Source organism: Corynebacterium glyciniphilum AJ 3170, from assembly GCF_000626675.1.
Lineage (GTDB): Bacteria > Actinomycetota > Actinomycetes > Mycobacteriales > Mycobacteriaceae > Corynebacterium > Corynebacterium glyciniphilum.
The window spans coordinates 558,864-574,259 of sequence record NZ_CP006842.1 but is presented as its reverse complement, the minus strand read 5'-3'; the positions used below and the strand labels follow the sequence as shown (position 1 = coordinate 574,259).

The 15,396-nt window shown below is 64.6% G+C and carries 12 protein-coding genes; 5 read left to right on the top strand and 7 right to left on the bottom strand.

Annotated features, from left to right (window positions below; genetic code table 11):
• Window positions 1–13: 13 nt before the first annotated feature.
• From CGLY_RS02655 to CGLY_RS02640, 4 genes are all read right to left on the bottom strand, one after another.
• Window positions 14–907, bottom strand: a complete 894-nt coding sequence (locus CGLY_RS02655; RefSeq protein ID WP_038545948.1) for a GDSL-type esterase/lipase family protein — start codon at window positions 905–907, stop codon at window positions 14–16.
• Window positions 908–1,000: 93 nt separating this feature from the next.
• Complete coding sequence (gene glnA, locus CGLY_RS02650) at window positions 1,001–2,401, bottom strand: type I glutamate--ammonia ligase (RefSeq protein ID WP_407080807.1); 1,401 nt, start codon at window positions 2,399–2,401, stop codon at window positions 1,001–1,003.
• 62 nt (window positions 2,402–2,463) lie between these two features.
• Window positions 2,464–3,609, bottom strand: a complete 1,146-nt coding sequence (locus CGLY_RS02645) for a tyramine oxidase subunit B (RefSeq protein WP_227590353.1) — start codon at window positions 3,607–3,609, stop codon at window positions 2,464–2,466.
• A 146-nt stretch (window positions 3,610–3,755) separates the two neighbouring features.
• The gene (locus tag CGLY_RS02640; RefSeq protein WP_038545942.1) at window positions 3,756–5,393 is read right to left on the bottom strand and encodes a catalase; all 1,638 of its coding nucleotides are present in this window, start codon (window positions 5,391–5,393) and stop codon (window positions 3,756–3,758) included.
• A 272-nt stretch (window positions 5,394–5,665) separates the two neighbouring features.
• Between CGLY_RS02640 and CGLY_RS02635 the strand changes: the two genes are divergently transcribed.
• From CGLY_RS02635 to CGLY_RS02625, 3 genes are read left to right on the top strand one after another with little or no spacing between them, the layout of a single operon-like run.
• Window positions 5,666–6,331 carry an RNA polymerase sigma factor gene (locus tag CGLY_RS02635; protein WP_407080802.1) on the top strand — a complete coding sequence of 222 codons (666 nt, stop codon included), beginning with the start codon at window positions 5,666–5,668 and terminating at the stop codon, window positions 6,329–6,331.
• Window positions 6,328–7,695: a TIGR01777 family oxidoreductase gene (locus CGLY_RS02630; protein ID WP_038545940.1), complete on the top strand. Its 1,368-nt coding sequence runs from the start codon at window positions 6,328–6,330 to the stop codon at window positions 7,693–7,695. The genes CGLY_RS02635 and CGLY_RS02630 overlap by 4 nt, the downstream gene beginning before the upstream one ends.
• A gap of 10 nt (window positions 7,696–7,705) precedes the next feature.
• On the top strand, window positions 7,706–8,710 hold the full coding sequence (locus CGLY_RS02625; protein WP_052539532.1) for a ferrochelatase: 1,005 nt from the start codon (window positions 7,706–7,708) through the stop codon (window positions 8,708–8,710).
• A 63-nt stretch (window positions 8,711–8,773) separates the two neighbouring features.
• On the opposite strand, the gene CGLY_RS02620 is transcribed toward CGLY_RS02625, so the two are convergent.
• From CGLY_RS02620 to CGLY_RS02610, 3 genes are all read right to left on the bottom strand, one after another.
• Window positions 8,774–9,814 (bottom strand): aspartate-semialdehyde dehydrogenase, encoded by a 1,041-nt coding sequence (locus CGLY_RS02620; protein ID WP_038545935.1) that lies wholly within the window; start codon window positions 9,812–9,814, stop codon window positions 8,774–8,776.
• 25 nt (window positions 9,815–9,839) lie between these two features.
• On the bottom strand, window positions 9,840–11,114 hold the full coding sequence (locus tag CGLY_RS02615) for an aspartate kinase (protein WP_038545932.1): 1,275 nt from the start codon (window positions 11,112–11,114) through the stop codon (window positions 9,840–9,842).
• A 123-nt stretch (window positions 11,115–11,237) separates the two neighbouring features.
• The gene (locus CGLY_RS02610; protein WP_038545929.1) at window positions 11,238–13,184 is read right to left on the bottom strand and encodes a siderophore-interacting protein; all 1,947 of its coding nucleotides are present in this window, start codon (window positions 13,182–13,184) and stop codon (window positions 11,238–11,240) included.
• Between the two features lie 178 nt (window positions 13,185–13,362).
• Here CGLY_RS02610 and fepB point away from each other — a divergent pair, with 178 nt between their 5' ends.
• Window positions 13,363–14,442: a Fe2+-enterobactin ABC transporter substrate-binding protein gene (gene fepB / locus CGLY_RS02605; protein ID WP_052539530.1), complete on the top strand. Its 1,080-nt coding sequence runs from the start codon at window positions 13,363–13,365 to the stop codon at window positions 14,440–14,442.
• A 61-nt stretch (window positions 14,443–14,503) separates the two neighbouring features.
• Window positions 14,504–15,358 (top strand): DMT family transporter, encoded by an 855-nt coding sequence (locus tag CGLY_RS02600; protein WP_174411429.1) that lies wholly within the window; start codon window positions 14,504–14,506, stop codon window positions 15,356–15,358.
• Window positions 15,359–15,396 lie beyond the last annotated feature (38 nt).

Genomic DNA, 15,396 nt, shown 5'->3' with positions numbered 1-15,396 from the left:
TGTTGTTCACCGGTCAGACATGCGGGGCAACAGTGTCAGCCAGGTACTGTGAGCCGTTTTCCGAGGGGTGGAACATCATGTTGTAGTTCGGCGTGGTCGTGTCGACGATGCCTGCGACATAACGGTCGTTGTCTGCGGCGCATGTGTCATGTCCACGGGCTCCGTCCATGACCTCAACGTAGGTCGCGTCGATGTCGGCAGCTGCGGCACGCTGATTGTCACGGTTCCAGTTCTCCACGTCACGAAGAATCGGCACCGGCACACCCATCGGGAAGTCCGGGACCACGTTTAACGCGCAGAACGTGGTGTTCTTCCGGTCAACAGTAGGCAGCGCCCCGGGAACGACGATCCGTGCCTCTGGAGCGACGGACCGGATCCGGTCGGCGGCCCTCTGCATGTTGTCACGGTAGGCTGCGGCGACATTGCCCGGGTCGAGGATGTTCGTCCCGTTGTCGAATGCGCCGAACAATCCGTAGTCGTTCATGCCTACGGCGAGAACCACAGTCGAGTCGTTACGGACAGCTCCGGCATCGATCGCCTGGTTGATCCTGTTCATCATCGACCCGGAGGTCGTGGCGGTGCAGGAATAGTCGTCGACAGGGCGGTCGGTGGCCTGCGAGAGCTTCGCCGGGAAGTTGTTCGGTGCCTGCAGGCAGCCGGCGGTCTGCGGGTAGTCGTCCGCCCAGTCACCGATGGGACCGGGAATAGCCCGCAAGGTGTTGCGGACCTGGTCCGGGTTGGACGAGAACGAGTCACCCAATGCGACGATATTACGGGTGTCTGCCTGGGCGGCCGGGACGATGGTGGCACCGAGACCGATCACGCTCAGGAGGGCGGTGCCTGCGGCAAGGACGCGGTGACGGAATGAACGGGTACGGGCAGGGGTATTATTGTGGCGGCCAGTCACGGCGGTCTCCTCACAGCGTGGTGAATGATGTGGTTACAGGGGCTGAATCCACCGTAACCCACACCACTGTGCAACTATGAGCTCAGGTAGACCTCAGCAGTCGTAGTACAGCTCATACTCGAGGGTGGTCGGGCGTAGCTGCGCCGGAGTAATTTCATTGTCGACTTTCTCGGCGATATAACTCTCGATCAGATCCTCGGTAAACACCCCACCTGCCGTGAGGAAACCGTGATCGTCCGCCAACGCGTCCAACGTCTGCTCCAGTGACGTCGGCGTGGTGGGGATTCCCTCCGCTTCCTCTGCCGGCAGTTCATACAGGTCCTTGTCCACCGGCGCAGCGGGCTCGGTGCGGTTGAGCACCCCGTCCAGCCCCGCCATCATCACCGCAGCGAAAGCCAGGTAGGGGTTTCCGGACGGGTCGGGGGCCCGGAATTCGATTCTCTTGGCCTTGGGACTTGTCCCGGTGGCGGGGATCCGAATCGCCGCAGACCGGTTCTCGGCCGAATACACGAGATTCGTCGGTGCCTCGAATCCAGGGACCAGCCGGTGGTACGAGTTCATCGTCGGGTTGGTGAAGGCGAGAACAGCCGGTGCGTGCGCCAGAATCCCCCCGATGTAGTGTCGCGCCATCTCGGACAGTCCGCCATAACCGGACTCGTCGTAGAACAGTGGGCGGCCGTCCTTCCACAGAGACTGATGGATGTGCATCCCCGAGCCGCCGTCATCAGCGAGAGGCTTGGGCATGAAAGTCGCCGATTTACCGTTCGCTTTCGCCGTGTTCTTCACCACGTATTTGAAGGTCTGCAGGGCATCGGCCGCATGCAGCAGAGTATTGAACCGGTAGTTGATCTCCTGCTGCCCTCCGCTGCCCATCTCGTGGTGGGCCCGCTCCACCTCGAAACCGAGATCAATGAGGTTGTCGGCGATTTCATTACGCAGGTTCTGCAGATGGTCGTAGGGCGCGGTCGGGAAGTATCCACGCTTCTGCCGTACCTTGTGCCCCAGGTTAGTGGTTCCATCCGGGTCTTTCTCCGCGCCGGTGCTCCACCAGCCCTCTTCGGAGTCCACGACATGGAAAGATGAGTTGGACGCCGAGTCGAACCGGACCGAGTCGAAGATGTAGAACTCCGCTTCGGCCCCGAAGTAGCATTCATCCGCCACGCCGGTCGACACCAGATACTCTTCCGCGCTGCGTGCCACATTGCGAGGGTCGCGGGAGAAGGGCTGCCTGGTACGGGGATCATGGACAAAGAACTGGATGTTCAATGTGCGGGAGTCGACGAACGGATCGACGTACGCGGTCTTCAGGTCGGGCAGCAACAACATGTCGGATTTCTCGACGCTGGTGAAGCCACTGATCGATGACCCGTCGAAGGCGAGCCCCTCCTCCATCGCCTCGGCACCGAACGAGGAAGCGGGGACGGACAGGTGTTGTTCCGTGCCCGGAACATCCGTGAAGCGCACATCGATCCAGCGTATCTCCTGGTCATCGATGAATGTGGTGAGACTCTGCGGATCATCACCATCGGGTGATATCGTCGTCAATTCAATCGCTCCTATCTGAGCTCCGGGGTGTCCCAGAGGTTGAGGAGTGTCCCGATGTCCTTCGTGACGGCATTGTCATAGACATCCGACGCCCACGCGACGTCCTCGACCGGCATGCCTCCGATCGAGTAGCAGAAGATCTGGTCATCGTTCGTCCGGCCCCGAGCCCGCCCAGCGGCAATGTCACCGATGTTGGTCAGTCTGTCGCCGTCGAGACTTCCTTCCTTGTACATGTCCCACCAGCGGTTTCCAGGGATACCGAGGAGTTGCTCATACGTCACGTCCGGACCGTTCTCCTCGTACCACTCGGCATAGAGGCCGGTGTAGTCGACGACGAGGTTCGCCCGCTCGCTGCGGATGAAGTCGTCATCCAACCTGGCGGCCGCCGGCATCAGCAACAGAGCCCCGGGCTTGAGCCACTCCGTGGCGAAGTAGGGGAACCCCTCGGGTCCATCAGGGGACGTCGACGTTCCGGCGATGAGGATGTCCGATCCTTCAACAGCTTCCTGTTCACTGTCGACGACGCGAACCTCCTCCAACTGCGGATGCTGGTCACGGAACCACTGCGCGGCGCGCTCGGTGGAGGCTGGCGACCTGCCCTTGATCTTCAGGCGTCGGATCGACGGTCGTTGACTCACGGCCGCAGAGAAAATGGTCCGGCTCATCACGCCCGGCCCGATGATCCCGACAGTTTCGGCATCCTGCACCGCCAGATGCTTGACTCCGACCCCTGGAACAGAACCGGTGCGGTACGCCGAGAGCAGGTTGGCGGACATCACCGCACGTGGTGCGCCCGTGACGGCATCGTTGAGAATGAACAGGTGGATCGACCTGGGCAAGTCGTGATCGCGGTTCTCGGTGTTGGACCCGTACCATTTCACTCCCGACGCACGGAAACGCCCGCCGAGGTAGGCCGGCATCGCCATGAAGCGGCGATCGGGCCCGTCGGCGGGCATGCCGTCGTGGTCAGGATTCTCGGGGAAGTTGATCTGCGCACCGTGGGAATTGGCCGACTGCCCGGCCATACGGTAGTCGCCGTCGGCCAGGAGAATCAGTGTCTCCTCCATGGTGTCGACGCACGCGGCGACGTCCGTGACACCGGCTTCGATCATCTCCTGCTCGTTGAGGTAGCGAAAATCAATACGGGTTTCTGCCATGCCGACCCTTCTCATGTTTTATGCGATTTCTCACGCGAAATTCGAGGCTACTCTCGAATGTTCTGTCAGAAAACCACGGTACATGAGACTCATCGACGCCTCCCGCCGCTCTCCCCGAGCCCGGGGGTGGCAGCGCCTCTCAGGATCTACCCCTCTTTGAGCTCGGTGTAGATCTCCTTGACGCGGTCGCGGAGATTCTCGTCGACCCGTCCCCAGTAGGTCCAGCACTGGCCTTCGACCTGCTCGGACACCCCCTGCATGGCGCGGGCGATGTTGCCTGCCAGTCGCTCACGGGCAGCATCATCCAGAACCTCGCGAACAAGATTCCCCGGCTGGATAAAGTCATCGTCCTCCGCGTGCCGGACATAGGCCCCGCGAGTCAGGTCGCCACCGTAATTGTTGTCGAAGAGACCGAGCTCATCAGCGGGCCCGGTGGCGGATTCCTGTCCACGTCCGAATCCATAGGTGGACTCGCCCGGCTCGACACCCTTCTCGACGGCACCGGAACCATCGGAGACGTCTGCGGTTCCTTCGCCCCGCTCGAAACGGTTCGGCGAATAGACCGGGGTGCCGTCGGCGGGGAACTCGTACGCCGCTGCACCGTCCTTCATCGTGTAGAAGTTGCGCTCCTCCACCACGGGCCGGTTCACCGGCAACTGCGGGTAGTTCGCGCCCAGACGGTAGCGCTGCGTATCGGCGTAAGCGAAGGCGCGTGCCATCAGCATCTTGTCCGGGGAGAAGCCTACACCGGGAACGATGTTGGACGGGGCGAACGCCGCCTGCTCGATCTGCGCGAAGAAGTTCTGCGGGTTCGCATTGAGAGTGAAGTGCCCGACGTCGATGAGCGGGTAGTCCTTCTGCGACCAGGTCTTGGTGAGGTCGAAGGGGTTCCAGCGGTAGCCCTCAGCCTCGTCCAGCGGCATGATCTGCACCTTGACGTCCCACGTCGGATAGTCGCCCCGCTCGATCGCCTCGTAAAGGTCGGCACGGGAGTGGTCGAAGTCTCCGGAACCGACGAGTTCGCCGGCCTCGTCGTCAGTGAAGAAGTCCCAGCCCTGACGGGTCTTGAAGTGGTACTTCACCCAGAAACGCTCACCGTCGGCGTTGATCCACTGGTAGGTGTGTGAGCTGAAGCCGTCCATGTGGCGGAAGTCCTTGGGGATTCCGCGGTCACCCATGAGGTAGGTGACCTGGTGGGCGGACTCGGGGCTGCGGGTCCAGAAGTCCCACTGCATGTCTGCACTGCGCAGGCCGTTGGTCAGGCGCTTCTGGGAGCGGATGAAGTCGGGGAACTTCATACCATCGCGCAAGAAGAAGACCGGGGTGTTGTTGCCGACGATGTCGTAGTTGCCGTCCTGCGTGTAGAACTTCAGCGAGAACCCGCGGACATCGCGGACAGTGTCCGGGAAGCCCTGCTCACCGGCCACGGTGGAGAACCTGGCGAGCATCGGGGTGACGCGCCCCTTCTGGAGGAGGTCGGCTTTGGTGTACTTCGAGACGTCCTCAGTGACCGTGAGCTCCCCGAAGGCGCCGGAGCCCTTGGCGTGGACGTTGCGCTCGGGAATGCGCTCACGGTTGAAGTGGGCGTGCTTCTCGACGAGATGGACGTCGGTCAGGGCGATCGGCCCCTGCTCGCCGACAGTGACCGAGTGTTCCTCGGTGGTGACAGGCGAACCGTTGGCGTTGGTGGAGTGCCCGGAGTACGGGCAGACGCCGCGGGCGGCGATGTCCTCAGAGCTGGGGGAGCTGGGCGCTCCGGTGGTGCGGTTGTCGTCGGTGCTCATGTGTAAACCCTCCTGGAGGCTGCCGTGTAGTGCACGGATCGCGCACATGTCAGTCGTGGATGACGGCGGGGCGCACGGCGGTCGTGATCGTCAGTCACGGAGGCGCTGTGCCGTCACTTCCCGTTATACACGCGCATCTTCAGGTTCGCACTATCAATATCGCGATATTAAGTGGTTACCGCTATTTGTAACTGATCTGCGATAGTAATAGCGACAGAAGCAATGGTCATCGGGGGTCACAGGACCCCTGCACGGTGCTAGACTTCACAACCGTGCGAAGAAGATCCCTGCAGTCGGCACGCGACGGCGGCCGTGCGGATGAGAAGGCAGACACAGCCGTCACCGACCTCGCCCTGCGCGCAGCCGGCGGTGACCGGAAAGCCCTCAACGACTTCATCGAGGCCACCCACGGTGACGTCTGGCGTCTTCTCGCCCATCTCGCCGACGCTGACCGTGCGGACGATCTCACCCAGGAGACCTATCTCCGGGCGTTGAGCGGACTTCCCCGCTTCGCTGCCCGGTCCTCAGCGCGGACGTGGATCCTCGCACTCGCCAGGCACACCTGGGTCGACAGCGTGCGCCACGACATGGCCCGTCCGCGCAAGTCCACTGAACAGTGGGAGGATGCCACCGAACTCACCACGTCCCCGGACACCACTGGCGGACAGACCTGGGCCGAACTGGTCGATGCCCGGGCCATGCTCGACGACCTCGCCCCGGACCGGCGGGAAGCGCTGATCCTCACCCAGATCCTCGGCCACACGTACGCCGAGGCCGCCGACATCTGCGGGGTGAGGGTGGGCACGATCCGTTCCCGGGTCGCCCGTGCACGGGCTGACCTGCTCGAAGCATCGGGGCGTGGCAGCCTGCAGAAGAACTCGGACAGGAACGGCACGAACGACACAGACGCCGGGCCACCCCTACACTGGGGTTCGTGACCCACCGCTACCACCAACACCTCACTTTTCCCCGCCAGGACGTCTGGGACTGGCACACCCGCCCAGGTGCCGTGACCCGCCTGACGCCGGGCTTCTCTCTACTCAGCGTCGCCGCTGAAGCGTCCTCACTGAAGAACGGCACCACGGTGCTCTCCCTCCCGGGCAGGATACCGGGGCTACGGGAATGGCAGGCGCTCCATCAACCCGCGGACTTCGTCGACGGGCACGTCTTCGTCGACGAATGCGCCAATTCCCCGCTGCGGCAGATCACCCACTGGAGACACACCCACGCTTTCCACGACGACAACACCGCCACCACCCCCGGGACCCTCCTCACCGACACGGTGGAGGGTTCCGCTCCGGCGGCGCTCCTCGACAGGGTCTTCCATTACCGTCACCGCCAGCTCGCCGCCGACCTGGCGCACCGGGCACGGGTGGGGGACGCATCGGCGACGGGACACCACACCGTCGCCGTGACCGGGGCGACAGGACTCGTGGGTACCCGGCTTGTCGCACTGCTGCGTTCCCTCGGGCACACGGTCGTTCCCCTGTCCCGCGCCCCCATCCCCCATGAGCCCGATGCCCGCGTCTGGACCCCCGGGAACCCGTCTCCCGATCTTCTCACCGATGTGGACACGGTAGTCCACCTCGCGGGTGCCGGTATCGCGGGACGATTCACTGAGAAGCACAAGGCGGCGGTCCGCGACTCCCGCATCGGGCCGACCTGGCGGCTCGCCGAGCTCGCGGCCGCCACCGACGGCGTCCAGGCTTTCATCTGCGCGTCGGCCGTCGGTTTCTACGGCCACAGCCGTGCAGGACGGGTCAACGAGCGTGCCGGTGCCGGTGAAGGATTCCTCGCCGACGTCGTCTCCGAGTGGGAGAATGCCTGCGGCCCCGCCGCCAACGCCGATCGCCGGGTCGTGAATGTCCGCACCGGGCTCGTCATGGCTGGCGGGTCACCGCTGCTGACCGCGTTGGGCGCGTCGAGTCGCCTCGGCGGCGGCGTCCTGGGCTCTGGACGCCAGCATTTCCCGTGGATCTCGGTGGACGATCTGGTGGACGTGTATGTGCGGGCTATCCTCGACGATGGGGTTTCGGGCCCGGTCAACGCGGTCGGTCCACAGATGATCACCAATGCCGACTTCACGGCGACCCTCGCTGACCTGCAGCGCGTCCGCATACCGCTGAGTCTTCCGGTTCCTGCCGCTGCTCCCGCACTGCTCCTCGGCGTACAAGGTGCAGAAGAGCTTGCCCTGGCTGACCAGAACGTCGCCCCCTCTGTCCTCGAGACCCTCGGCCACACTTTCCGTCACCCCACCCTGCGTGCCGCCCTCGTCCACGAGTTGGGCCTGCCCGACGAGTAGGATCAGGGACATGGCTGAGTCTGGCATGTCTGGCACCACCGCCCGCAGGGCACTGCTCGTCCTCTCTTTCGGAGGGCCGGAGAAGGAAGAGGATGTGGTCCCCTTCCTCGAGAACGTCACCCGGGGGCGAGGCATCCCCCGGGAGAGACTCGTCGAGGTCGGCGAGCACTACTACCGCTTCGGGGGTAAGAGCCCCATCAACGACCAGAACCTCGACATCATCGACCATCTCCGTACCGAGATCGAGTCACGTGGTCTGGATCTCCCGGTGTACTTCGGCAACCGTAACTGGGAGCCGTATGTCGAGGACACCACGAAGCAGATGGCGGCAGACGGCGTCACGGAGGCCATCGTCTTCGCCACGTCTGCCTGGGGCGGCTACTCCGGCGACATCCAGTACCGCGAGGACATCGAACGGGCCCTGCAGTCCTGCCGCGACGTCGGCATCACCCCACCGTCAATGACGAAGATCCGTCCCTTCCACGACCACCCACTGTTCCTGTCGGCATTCGCCAGGCTCGTGGACGAGGCACGACAGTCCCTCCCCGTCGAACAGCAGGATAACGCCCGCCTCCTGTTCACTGCCCATTCCGTGCCGCTGTCCGCCGACGAGGCCTCCTCCGTCGACTCCACCCACCGCTACTCAGGTCAGGTTCTGACTGCGGCGCGGGAGATCCGTGCTTTGAGCAGCTTCGCCTCCGACGGCGACGACGGAACCGATGTCGAGTTGGTGTGGCAATCCCGGTCAGGCCCCCCGCACATCCCCTGGCTCGAACCGGACATCTGCGACCACCTGGAAGAGACCGTCGCCGGCGAGCGCGGTGACGACCGCCCGATCGTGCTGGTGCCCGTCGGTTTCATCTCGGACCACATGGAAGTGATGTGGGACCTCGACAACGAAGCCGCGGACACCGCAGCCGACCTGGGAGTCACGATGGTCCGCGCGGCGACGCCCGGCCCGACGCCCGAATTCACCGAGCTGGTACTCGACCTGGTGGCAAACGCCGAGCGCTAGGTCCGCACACTGCCGATGTCTGCGCACCGGCACAGGCATCCTCACCGCCTGCCCGGCCAGAAACTACAGCAACAACTCCGCGATCTGGATGGTATTCAACGCCGCGCCCTTGCGGAGGTTGTCACCGGAGACGACGAGAACCAGCCCGCGTCCGTCCTCCACCGACTGGTCCTGGCGGATGCGTCCCACCAGTGACGGGTCCACACCCGCGGCAGCCAGTGGGGTCGGAACGTCGGTGACCTGCACGCCGGGAGCCTCGGACAGGATCTCCTCGGCCCGAGCCGGTGTGATCGCGGCATCGAACTCCGCATGCACTGTCATGGTGTGGCCGGTGAACACCGGCACCCGCACGCAGGTACCCGCCACCGGCAGGTCGGGAAGGTGCAGGATCTTGCGCGACTCATTGCGCAGCTTCTGCTCTTCGTCGGTCTCCCCGGACCCGTCGTCGACGACGTTTCCTGCCATCGGCAGTGCATTGAACGCAATCGGGGCGACGTAGGGACCGAAATCCTCGACCTGCAGGGCCGAACCGTCGGTCGCGAGGTTCTCCAGAATCTCGAGATTCGCGCGGACCTGGTCGGCCAGTGCCTTCACGCCCGCCAGGCCAGAGCCGGACACAGCCTGGTAGCTGGACACATGCAGTCGCTTCAGACCCGCCTCGCCGTGCAGTGCCCCCAGCACCGGCATGGCCGCCATGGTGGTGCAGTTCGGGTTGGCGATGATTCCCTTGGGTACGTCCTTCGCATCCTCCGGGTTCACCTCGGAGACGATCAGCGGGACATCAGGGTCCTTGCGCCACGCCGAAGAATTATCGACCACGGTCGCACCGGCTTCGACGAAACGCGGGGCCTGCGCCTTGGACGTGGCACCACCGGCGGAGAACAGGGCGACGTCGATGCCGCGCAGGTCCTCGGTGGCTGTCGCCTCGACATCCTCGACGACGACCGTGCCGCCGTTGAACTCGATGCCGGTACCGGCCGAGCGTGCCGATGCGAAGAAACGCACCGTGTCGATCTTCTCGAGAACAGAAGGACGGTGTTCGAGGATGTCACGCATCACGCGGCCGACCTGGCCGGTGGCGCCGACGATGGCGAGGGTGGTCATGACTGGTGTCCTTTCGTCCGTGGCGTTACCGGCCGGTGCCGGCGTACACGGTGGCGGTCTCCTCGCCACCGAGCTGGAATCGTTCGTGCAGCGCGGCGACGGCCGCGTCGAGGTCAGTGTCCCGGATCAGCACGGAGATGCGGATCTCGGAGGTGGAGATCAGCTCGATGTTGATCCCGGCATCCCGCAGTGCCTCGCAGAAGTCTGCGGTGACCCCGGGGTGCGACTTCATGCCCGCCCCGACCAACGAGACCTTGCCCACCTGGTCATCGAAGAGCAACTGACCGAACTTCTGGTGGTCCTCGGTGCCCTGCAGCCCCTTGAGAAGCTCCACCGCACGCGGGGCGTCCTCACGCGGACAGGTGAAGGTGATGTCGGTGAGGTTGTCCGCGAGGGAGGAGACGTTCTGCAGCACCATGTCGATGTTGATCTCGGCATCCGCCAGGGTGCGGAAGACCCGTGCCGCCTCACCCGGCTTGTCCGGGATGCCGAGGACGGTGACCTTCGCCTCGGAACGGTCGTGGGCGACACCGGTCAGGACTGCTTCTTCCACGGGGATATCCTCCAATGAGCCGGACACGAGGGTGCCGGTTTCGTTGCTGAATGATGAACGGACACGGATCGGGACGTTGAACGCGCGGGCGTACTCTACGCACCTCAGCATCAGGATCTTCGCACCGACGGCGGCCATCTCGAGCATCTCTTCGAAAGAGATGTTGTCCAGCCGCTTGGCGTTCGGGACGATACGCGGGTCGGCGGTGTAGACACCGTCGACGTCGGAGTAGATCTCGCACACGTCGGCGTGGAGTGCCGCGGCGAGGGCGACGGCAGTCGTGTCCGAGCCGCCACGGCCGAGCGTGGTGATGTCACGGGTTTCGCGGTTGACGCCCTGGAATCCGGCGACAAGGCAGATCTTTCCTGCGTCCAGCGCCTCGCGCACGCGCCCGGGGGTCACGTCGACGATGCGGGCGTTTCCGTGACGCTCGGTGGTGATCACGCCGGCCTGGGAACCGGTAAAGGACTGCGCCTCGGCACCGAAGGAGTCAATGGCCATGGCGACCAGCGAGTTGGAGATCCGCTCACCGGCAGTGAGAAGCATGTCCATCTCGCGGCCCGGAGGCACCGGATTGACCTGGTTGGCGAGATCGAGCAGTTCGTCGGTGGTGTCGCCCATCGCAGAGCAGACCACGACCACGTCGTGGCCCTGTTTCTTGGTTTCCACGATCCGCTGCGCAACGCGCCGGATGCGTTCGGCGCTCTCCAACGACGATCCGCCGTACTTCTGGACGATCAGGGCCACAGTTCCCAGCTCCACCTTCCCGTGCTGACGGGATAACTCGATATTATTGCTCAGACCATAGACAGAGTACCTGAGTGGACGGCCCGGCCGGTACCCGCGGTTATCCCCCGCGTACTGCGCACATCATGCGCCGATGACGACAGCGTGACTGCCCCAACCGACCGGTATGTCTGCCACCCCACGCAAACCCGCCTGAGCGACCGCGCCGGACAGGTCACGCGCAGTGGGGAGACTCCGTCCGGAGACGAGCATGCGGGTGAGATCCTCCTCGTAGTCATGGTCCTCGTCACCGCTCTCGGCGAGCAACCGGGTGACCACGAGGATCCTCCCCGTCCCTCCTGTCGCCGCCGCTGCGGTCGACAACAGCTCAGGTACGTCGTCCGGGACGCACAACGCGAAGGGGTCCAACAGCAGCACGAGGTCTGCCGCGATTCCGCCACGGGACCAGTCCCTGATCTCGACCCGGTCACGGCGTTGCTCGCCGACCTCGGCGAGCAACCGCTCGTGGGGGCAGCGTGGGTTTCCTCGCCCGTCGGGCATCACCAGGACAGTGACCTGCAGGTCACTGTTACGACGCAGCAGTTCGTCGGCGTACACCGCGGCGGCGACTCCTTCCGCCCCACCCAGGACGGCGATGCTGGCAGGTGCTCCCCCCGGTAGGCTGTCCAGCCGGGTGGCCAGTGCCGGGGCGACCCACTGCGCTCGGGTGGCCTCACTGTCGGCCAACGACTCCCCCAGCGACGAGTCCTGACGACGCAATCCTTCCCAGTCACTCCCCGAGGCGCCCACCTGCACCGGCGTCTCGCCACGCAGTCCTTCCACCAGGTGCAGCCACGTCAGGGACTGCAGCGCGCCCGGTCCGGTGAGGCCCGTAACAAGCCCCTCCGGGTCAGCGAGTTCCGTACCCAGCGTGGTGAGACTCACGAGGGGTTCCCCGCCCGCAGATTCCCCGTGCAGCGTGAGCAACCCGACCGACTCCAGGTACCGCAGGAACCTCACCAGTCGGTCTGCGGGGACCTGTACCGCAGCAGCGACCGCGGCGACGGGTGCCCCGTCACCGGACGCAGCATCAGCCACCGTGTCGACCGCCTCAAACAGTCCGAGCTGCGCCGCGGCCTGCAGGGCGAATCCCGGAGCAGTCTCGCTGAGCTCGTGCAGCTGCATCAACGGGGAAATACTGGAGGTGCCTGTGACTGCGTCCGCTGCGGCGGCATCACCGGCCTCCGTGTCAGCCACTACTGCGTCGTTACGACGCCAGTATCCGGTGATCTGCACGTGCTCACGGGGAACGCCGAGTTCCTTGACAAAACGGCGTACAGCTTTCAGTCGTCCGGCCTCTCCTCCGGCCCAGACGAACGGGGTGCCGTCGGGCAGTGCATCTCCCTCATCCCCCAACGCGGCAACCACCTCGGTGAAGTCTCCGCCTTCGGCACGGACAACCCAACGCAGGTCGAGTGACGCCGCGCAGGCGACCTCGGTGAGGTCAGGCTGGATGTCAGCACGCTCAGCCACCTCGACCACAGCGACCACCCGGTGACCCGCAGGCACCTCCTCCAGGCAGCGTCCGATGGCGGGGAGCGCAGTCTCGTCACCGATGAGCAGCAGCCAGTCCGTGTGCACCGGCAGTGACGCGCAGTTCTTCGGCCCGGCGGCGAAGACCCGGTCTCCGACGGAGGCGGCTGCCGACCACCCCTCGGCGAGACCTGCACCGTGGCGGGCGAAGTCGACGACCAGTTCCCCGAAGTCACCTGCCTCCGGGTCCCACTTCCGTACCGTGTACGTACGGAAGAGTTCGTTGACTTCTGCCGTCCAGTCCAGGCGCCCGTCACCGAGAGACACCGGGTAGGGGCGCTCCCCGGTGACAGGATGGGGGAAGATCATGCGCATGTCGTCGTCGAAACCGTCGGAGACGATCGCCGGAACGTCCTCACCATCGCGGACATGAGCCCGTAGGCCCTGACCACCGAAGACCACGCGCCGCATTCCGGGGGTGACATCCTCGATCCGCAGCACCTCCAGCTCGCGCATGGTGATGGGGTAAATGTCGGTGTCTCGGCTGATACGTGGCACGTCGGGGAGGTCCTCACTGTTGCTGGCGGTGTTGACGGACGGGAAATGACGATACCGAGGTTAGCATCACCTGAAATACCCCCTACCCCAGACGGACCCTGGTGGCTAATATGTTCCCCGCACAACCTGCGCGACGGTCGTTTCGCCGTCGTCCTGTTCATTTCAAGGGAGAGAACCCATGACCCACCTGCCCACCATGCGTCGCCGGATCGTCGGCGCACTCGTCGCCTCGGGCGTCGCCGTCAGCCTCGCCGCCTGCTCCAGCGACGACGACAGTTCATCCTCCGACACCACCGGTGCCGCCACAGAGTCAGCATCCGGGTCGGCCTCGGATTCCCAGGGCGAGTGGCCGCGCACCGTCGACTCGATCGCGGTGGACAACGGCAGCCCCACGGACGAGACCGAAGAGATCGAGATCCCGGCGAAGCCTGAGAAGATCGTCTCCACCTCGGTGACCCTCACCGGCAGTCTGCTGTCGATCGACGCACCGGTGATCGCCTCCGGTGCCGCGACCCCGGGGCCGACCTCGGACGACAAAGGCTTCTTCAAGCAGTGGGCCGACGTCGCCGATGAACGTGACGTCAAAGAGATCGGCCAGTTGGAACCGGACTTCGAAAAGATCGCCGCCGAGGACCCCGACCTCATCATCGTCTCCGCTTTCGGTGCCGACACCGCGGTCGACCTGGTGGACCGTCTGAAGGAGGTCGCGCCGACCGTAGTCCTGGACTACTCCGACAAGGACTGGACCGAGGTCACCACCCAGCTCGGCGAGATCACCGGTCATGAGACAGAGGCCGAGGACACCATCCAGGAGTTCAAGGACCGCGCATCCGAGGTCACCGGGAACATCGAGGAGCCGGAGCAGCCCGTCCAGTTCATCCTGCCCGCCCAGGACGGCGGCGTGAACTTCATGACCGGTGAGTCCGCCCAGGGCCGCATCATCACCGAACTGGGCTGGGACCTCGACGTCCCGGGCAAGGACGTGGTGCGCACCGACGGCGACTACGCCGGACGCACTGACGTGGTGCAGGTGACCGATGAGAACCTGGACAAGGGTCTCACCGGCAAGACGATCTTCGCCACCAATGCCGACGCCGACAATCCGGTCAGTGAGCAGCTCAAGGAGAAGCCCACCGCCCGTGACACCTACGCAGTCGAGAACGACCGCATCTTCGAGTTCGGTGCCGAGACGTTCCGCATCGACTTCTACAGCGCGATGCTGATGCTGGACCAGATCGAGGAATACTTCAAGAAGTAAGCCCAGAAGTAAGGCCGCTGGCACGCCGCTGTGAATCGGCGACTAGTCTGAGGTGCTGATGATGCACAGCAACCTGCTCGCTGTCGTCTTCGCCCTCCTGTCAGCCCTCACCGTCGCCTGGGGAACGATTCTCCGGCACCAGGTCGCCGAACAGACATCAGGCGATCGCGACAACGCCCACGGAACCCCGGTTCTCGCCGCCGTCGCCCGCCCGAAGTGGTGGGCGGGCGTCTTCTGCGCGCTGTCGGCCTATGGGCTACAGATCGTGGCCCTCGGATTCGGGACCCTGCTGGTGGTCCAGCCGATCCTCGTTTTGTCGCTGATGTTCACCCTGCCGTTGGCCGCCCGGTTCGACGGACGACGGGTGTCACGGCCTGAAATGGCATGGGCGGCCCTGCTCACCGTCGCTGTCGGCGTCGTCGTGGTCTGGGGACGCCCCCTACCGGGAAATGATTTCCCCACGTTGAGCAGGTGGATGGTGACGCTGGGGATTGGCGTCGTCATCCTGCTTGGCCTGATGTGGTTGGCTACCCGACTCCGGTTGCGCACCCGCGCACTGATTCTGGGTGCAGTGACCGGCGCAATCATGGGATACCTCGCCGTCCTCTCGAAGTCGGTCGTCAACATCTTCAACCAGGAGGGCGTCCCTGCCCTGTTGACGAGCTGGGAAGCCTACGGTCTCATTGCGTGCGCTGTCATCGGCACTCTGGTCCAACAGGCCAGCTTCAATGCCGGTGCGCTGAAGAACTCCCTGCCCGCGATGACGATCACCGAGCCGATCGTCGCCTTCGTCCTGGGATATCTCGTCCTCGGGGAACGCTTCCAGGTGGAGGGGTCGCAGTGGCTGATCATGGCGGGCGCGCTGGTCGTGATGATCGTATCCACGGTCGTGTTGTCACGCCGGGGAGTGGAATAGCCAGGGTGTAACCTCCACCCGACCCTGTTGCCAAGTAT

What these genes read in the sequence shown, in the direction of transcription:
- CGLY_RS02640 (WP_038545942.1), bottom strand. Translation starts at nt 5,393, where the DNA reads ATGAGCACCGACGACAACCGCACCACCGGAGCGCCCAGCTCCCCCAGC.
- fepB (WP_052539530.1), top strand. Translation starts at nt 13,363, where the DNA reads ATGACCCACCTGCCCACCATGCGTCGCCGGATCGTCGGCGCACTCGTC.
- CGLY_RS02625 (WP_052539532.1), top strand. Translation starts at nt 7,706, where the DNA reads ATGGCTGAGTCTGGCATGTCTGGCACCACCGCCCGCAGGGCACTGCTC.
- CGLY_RS02645 (WP_227590353.1), bottom strand. Translation starts at nt 3,609, where the DNA reads ATGGCAGAAACCCGTATTGATTTTCGCTACCTCAACGAGCAGGAGATG.
- CGLY_RS02600 (WP_174411429.1), top strand. Translation starts at nt 14,504, where the DNA reads ATGCACAGCAACCTGCTCGCTGTCGTCTTCGCCCTCCTGTCAGCCCTC.
- CGLY_RS02620 (WP_038545935.1), bottom strand. Translation starts at nt 9,814, where the DNA reads ATGACCACCCTCGCCATCGTCGGCGCCACCGGCCAGGTCGGCCGCGTG.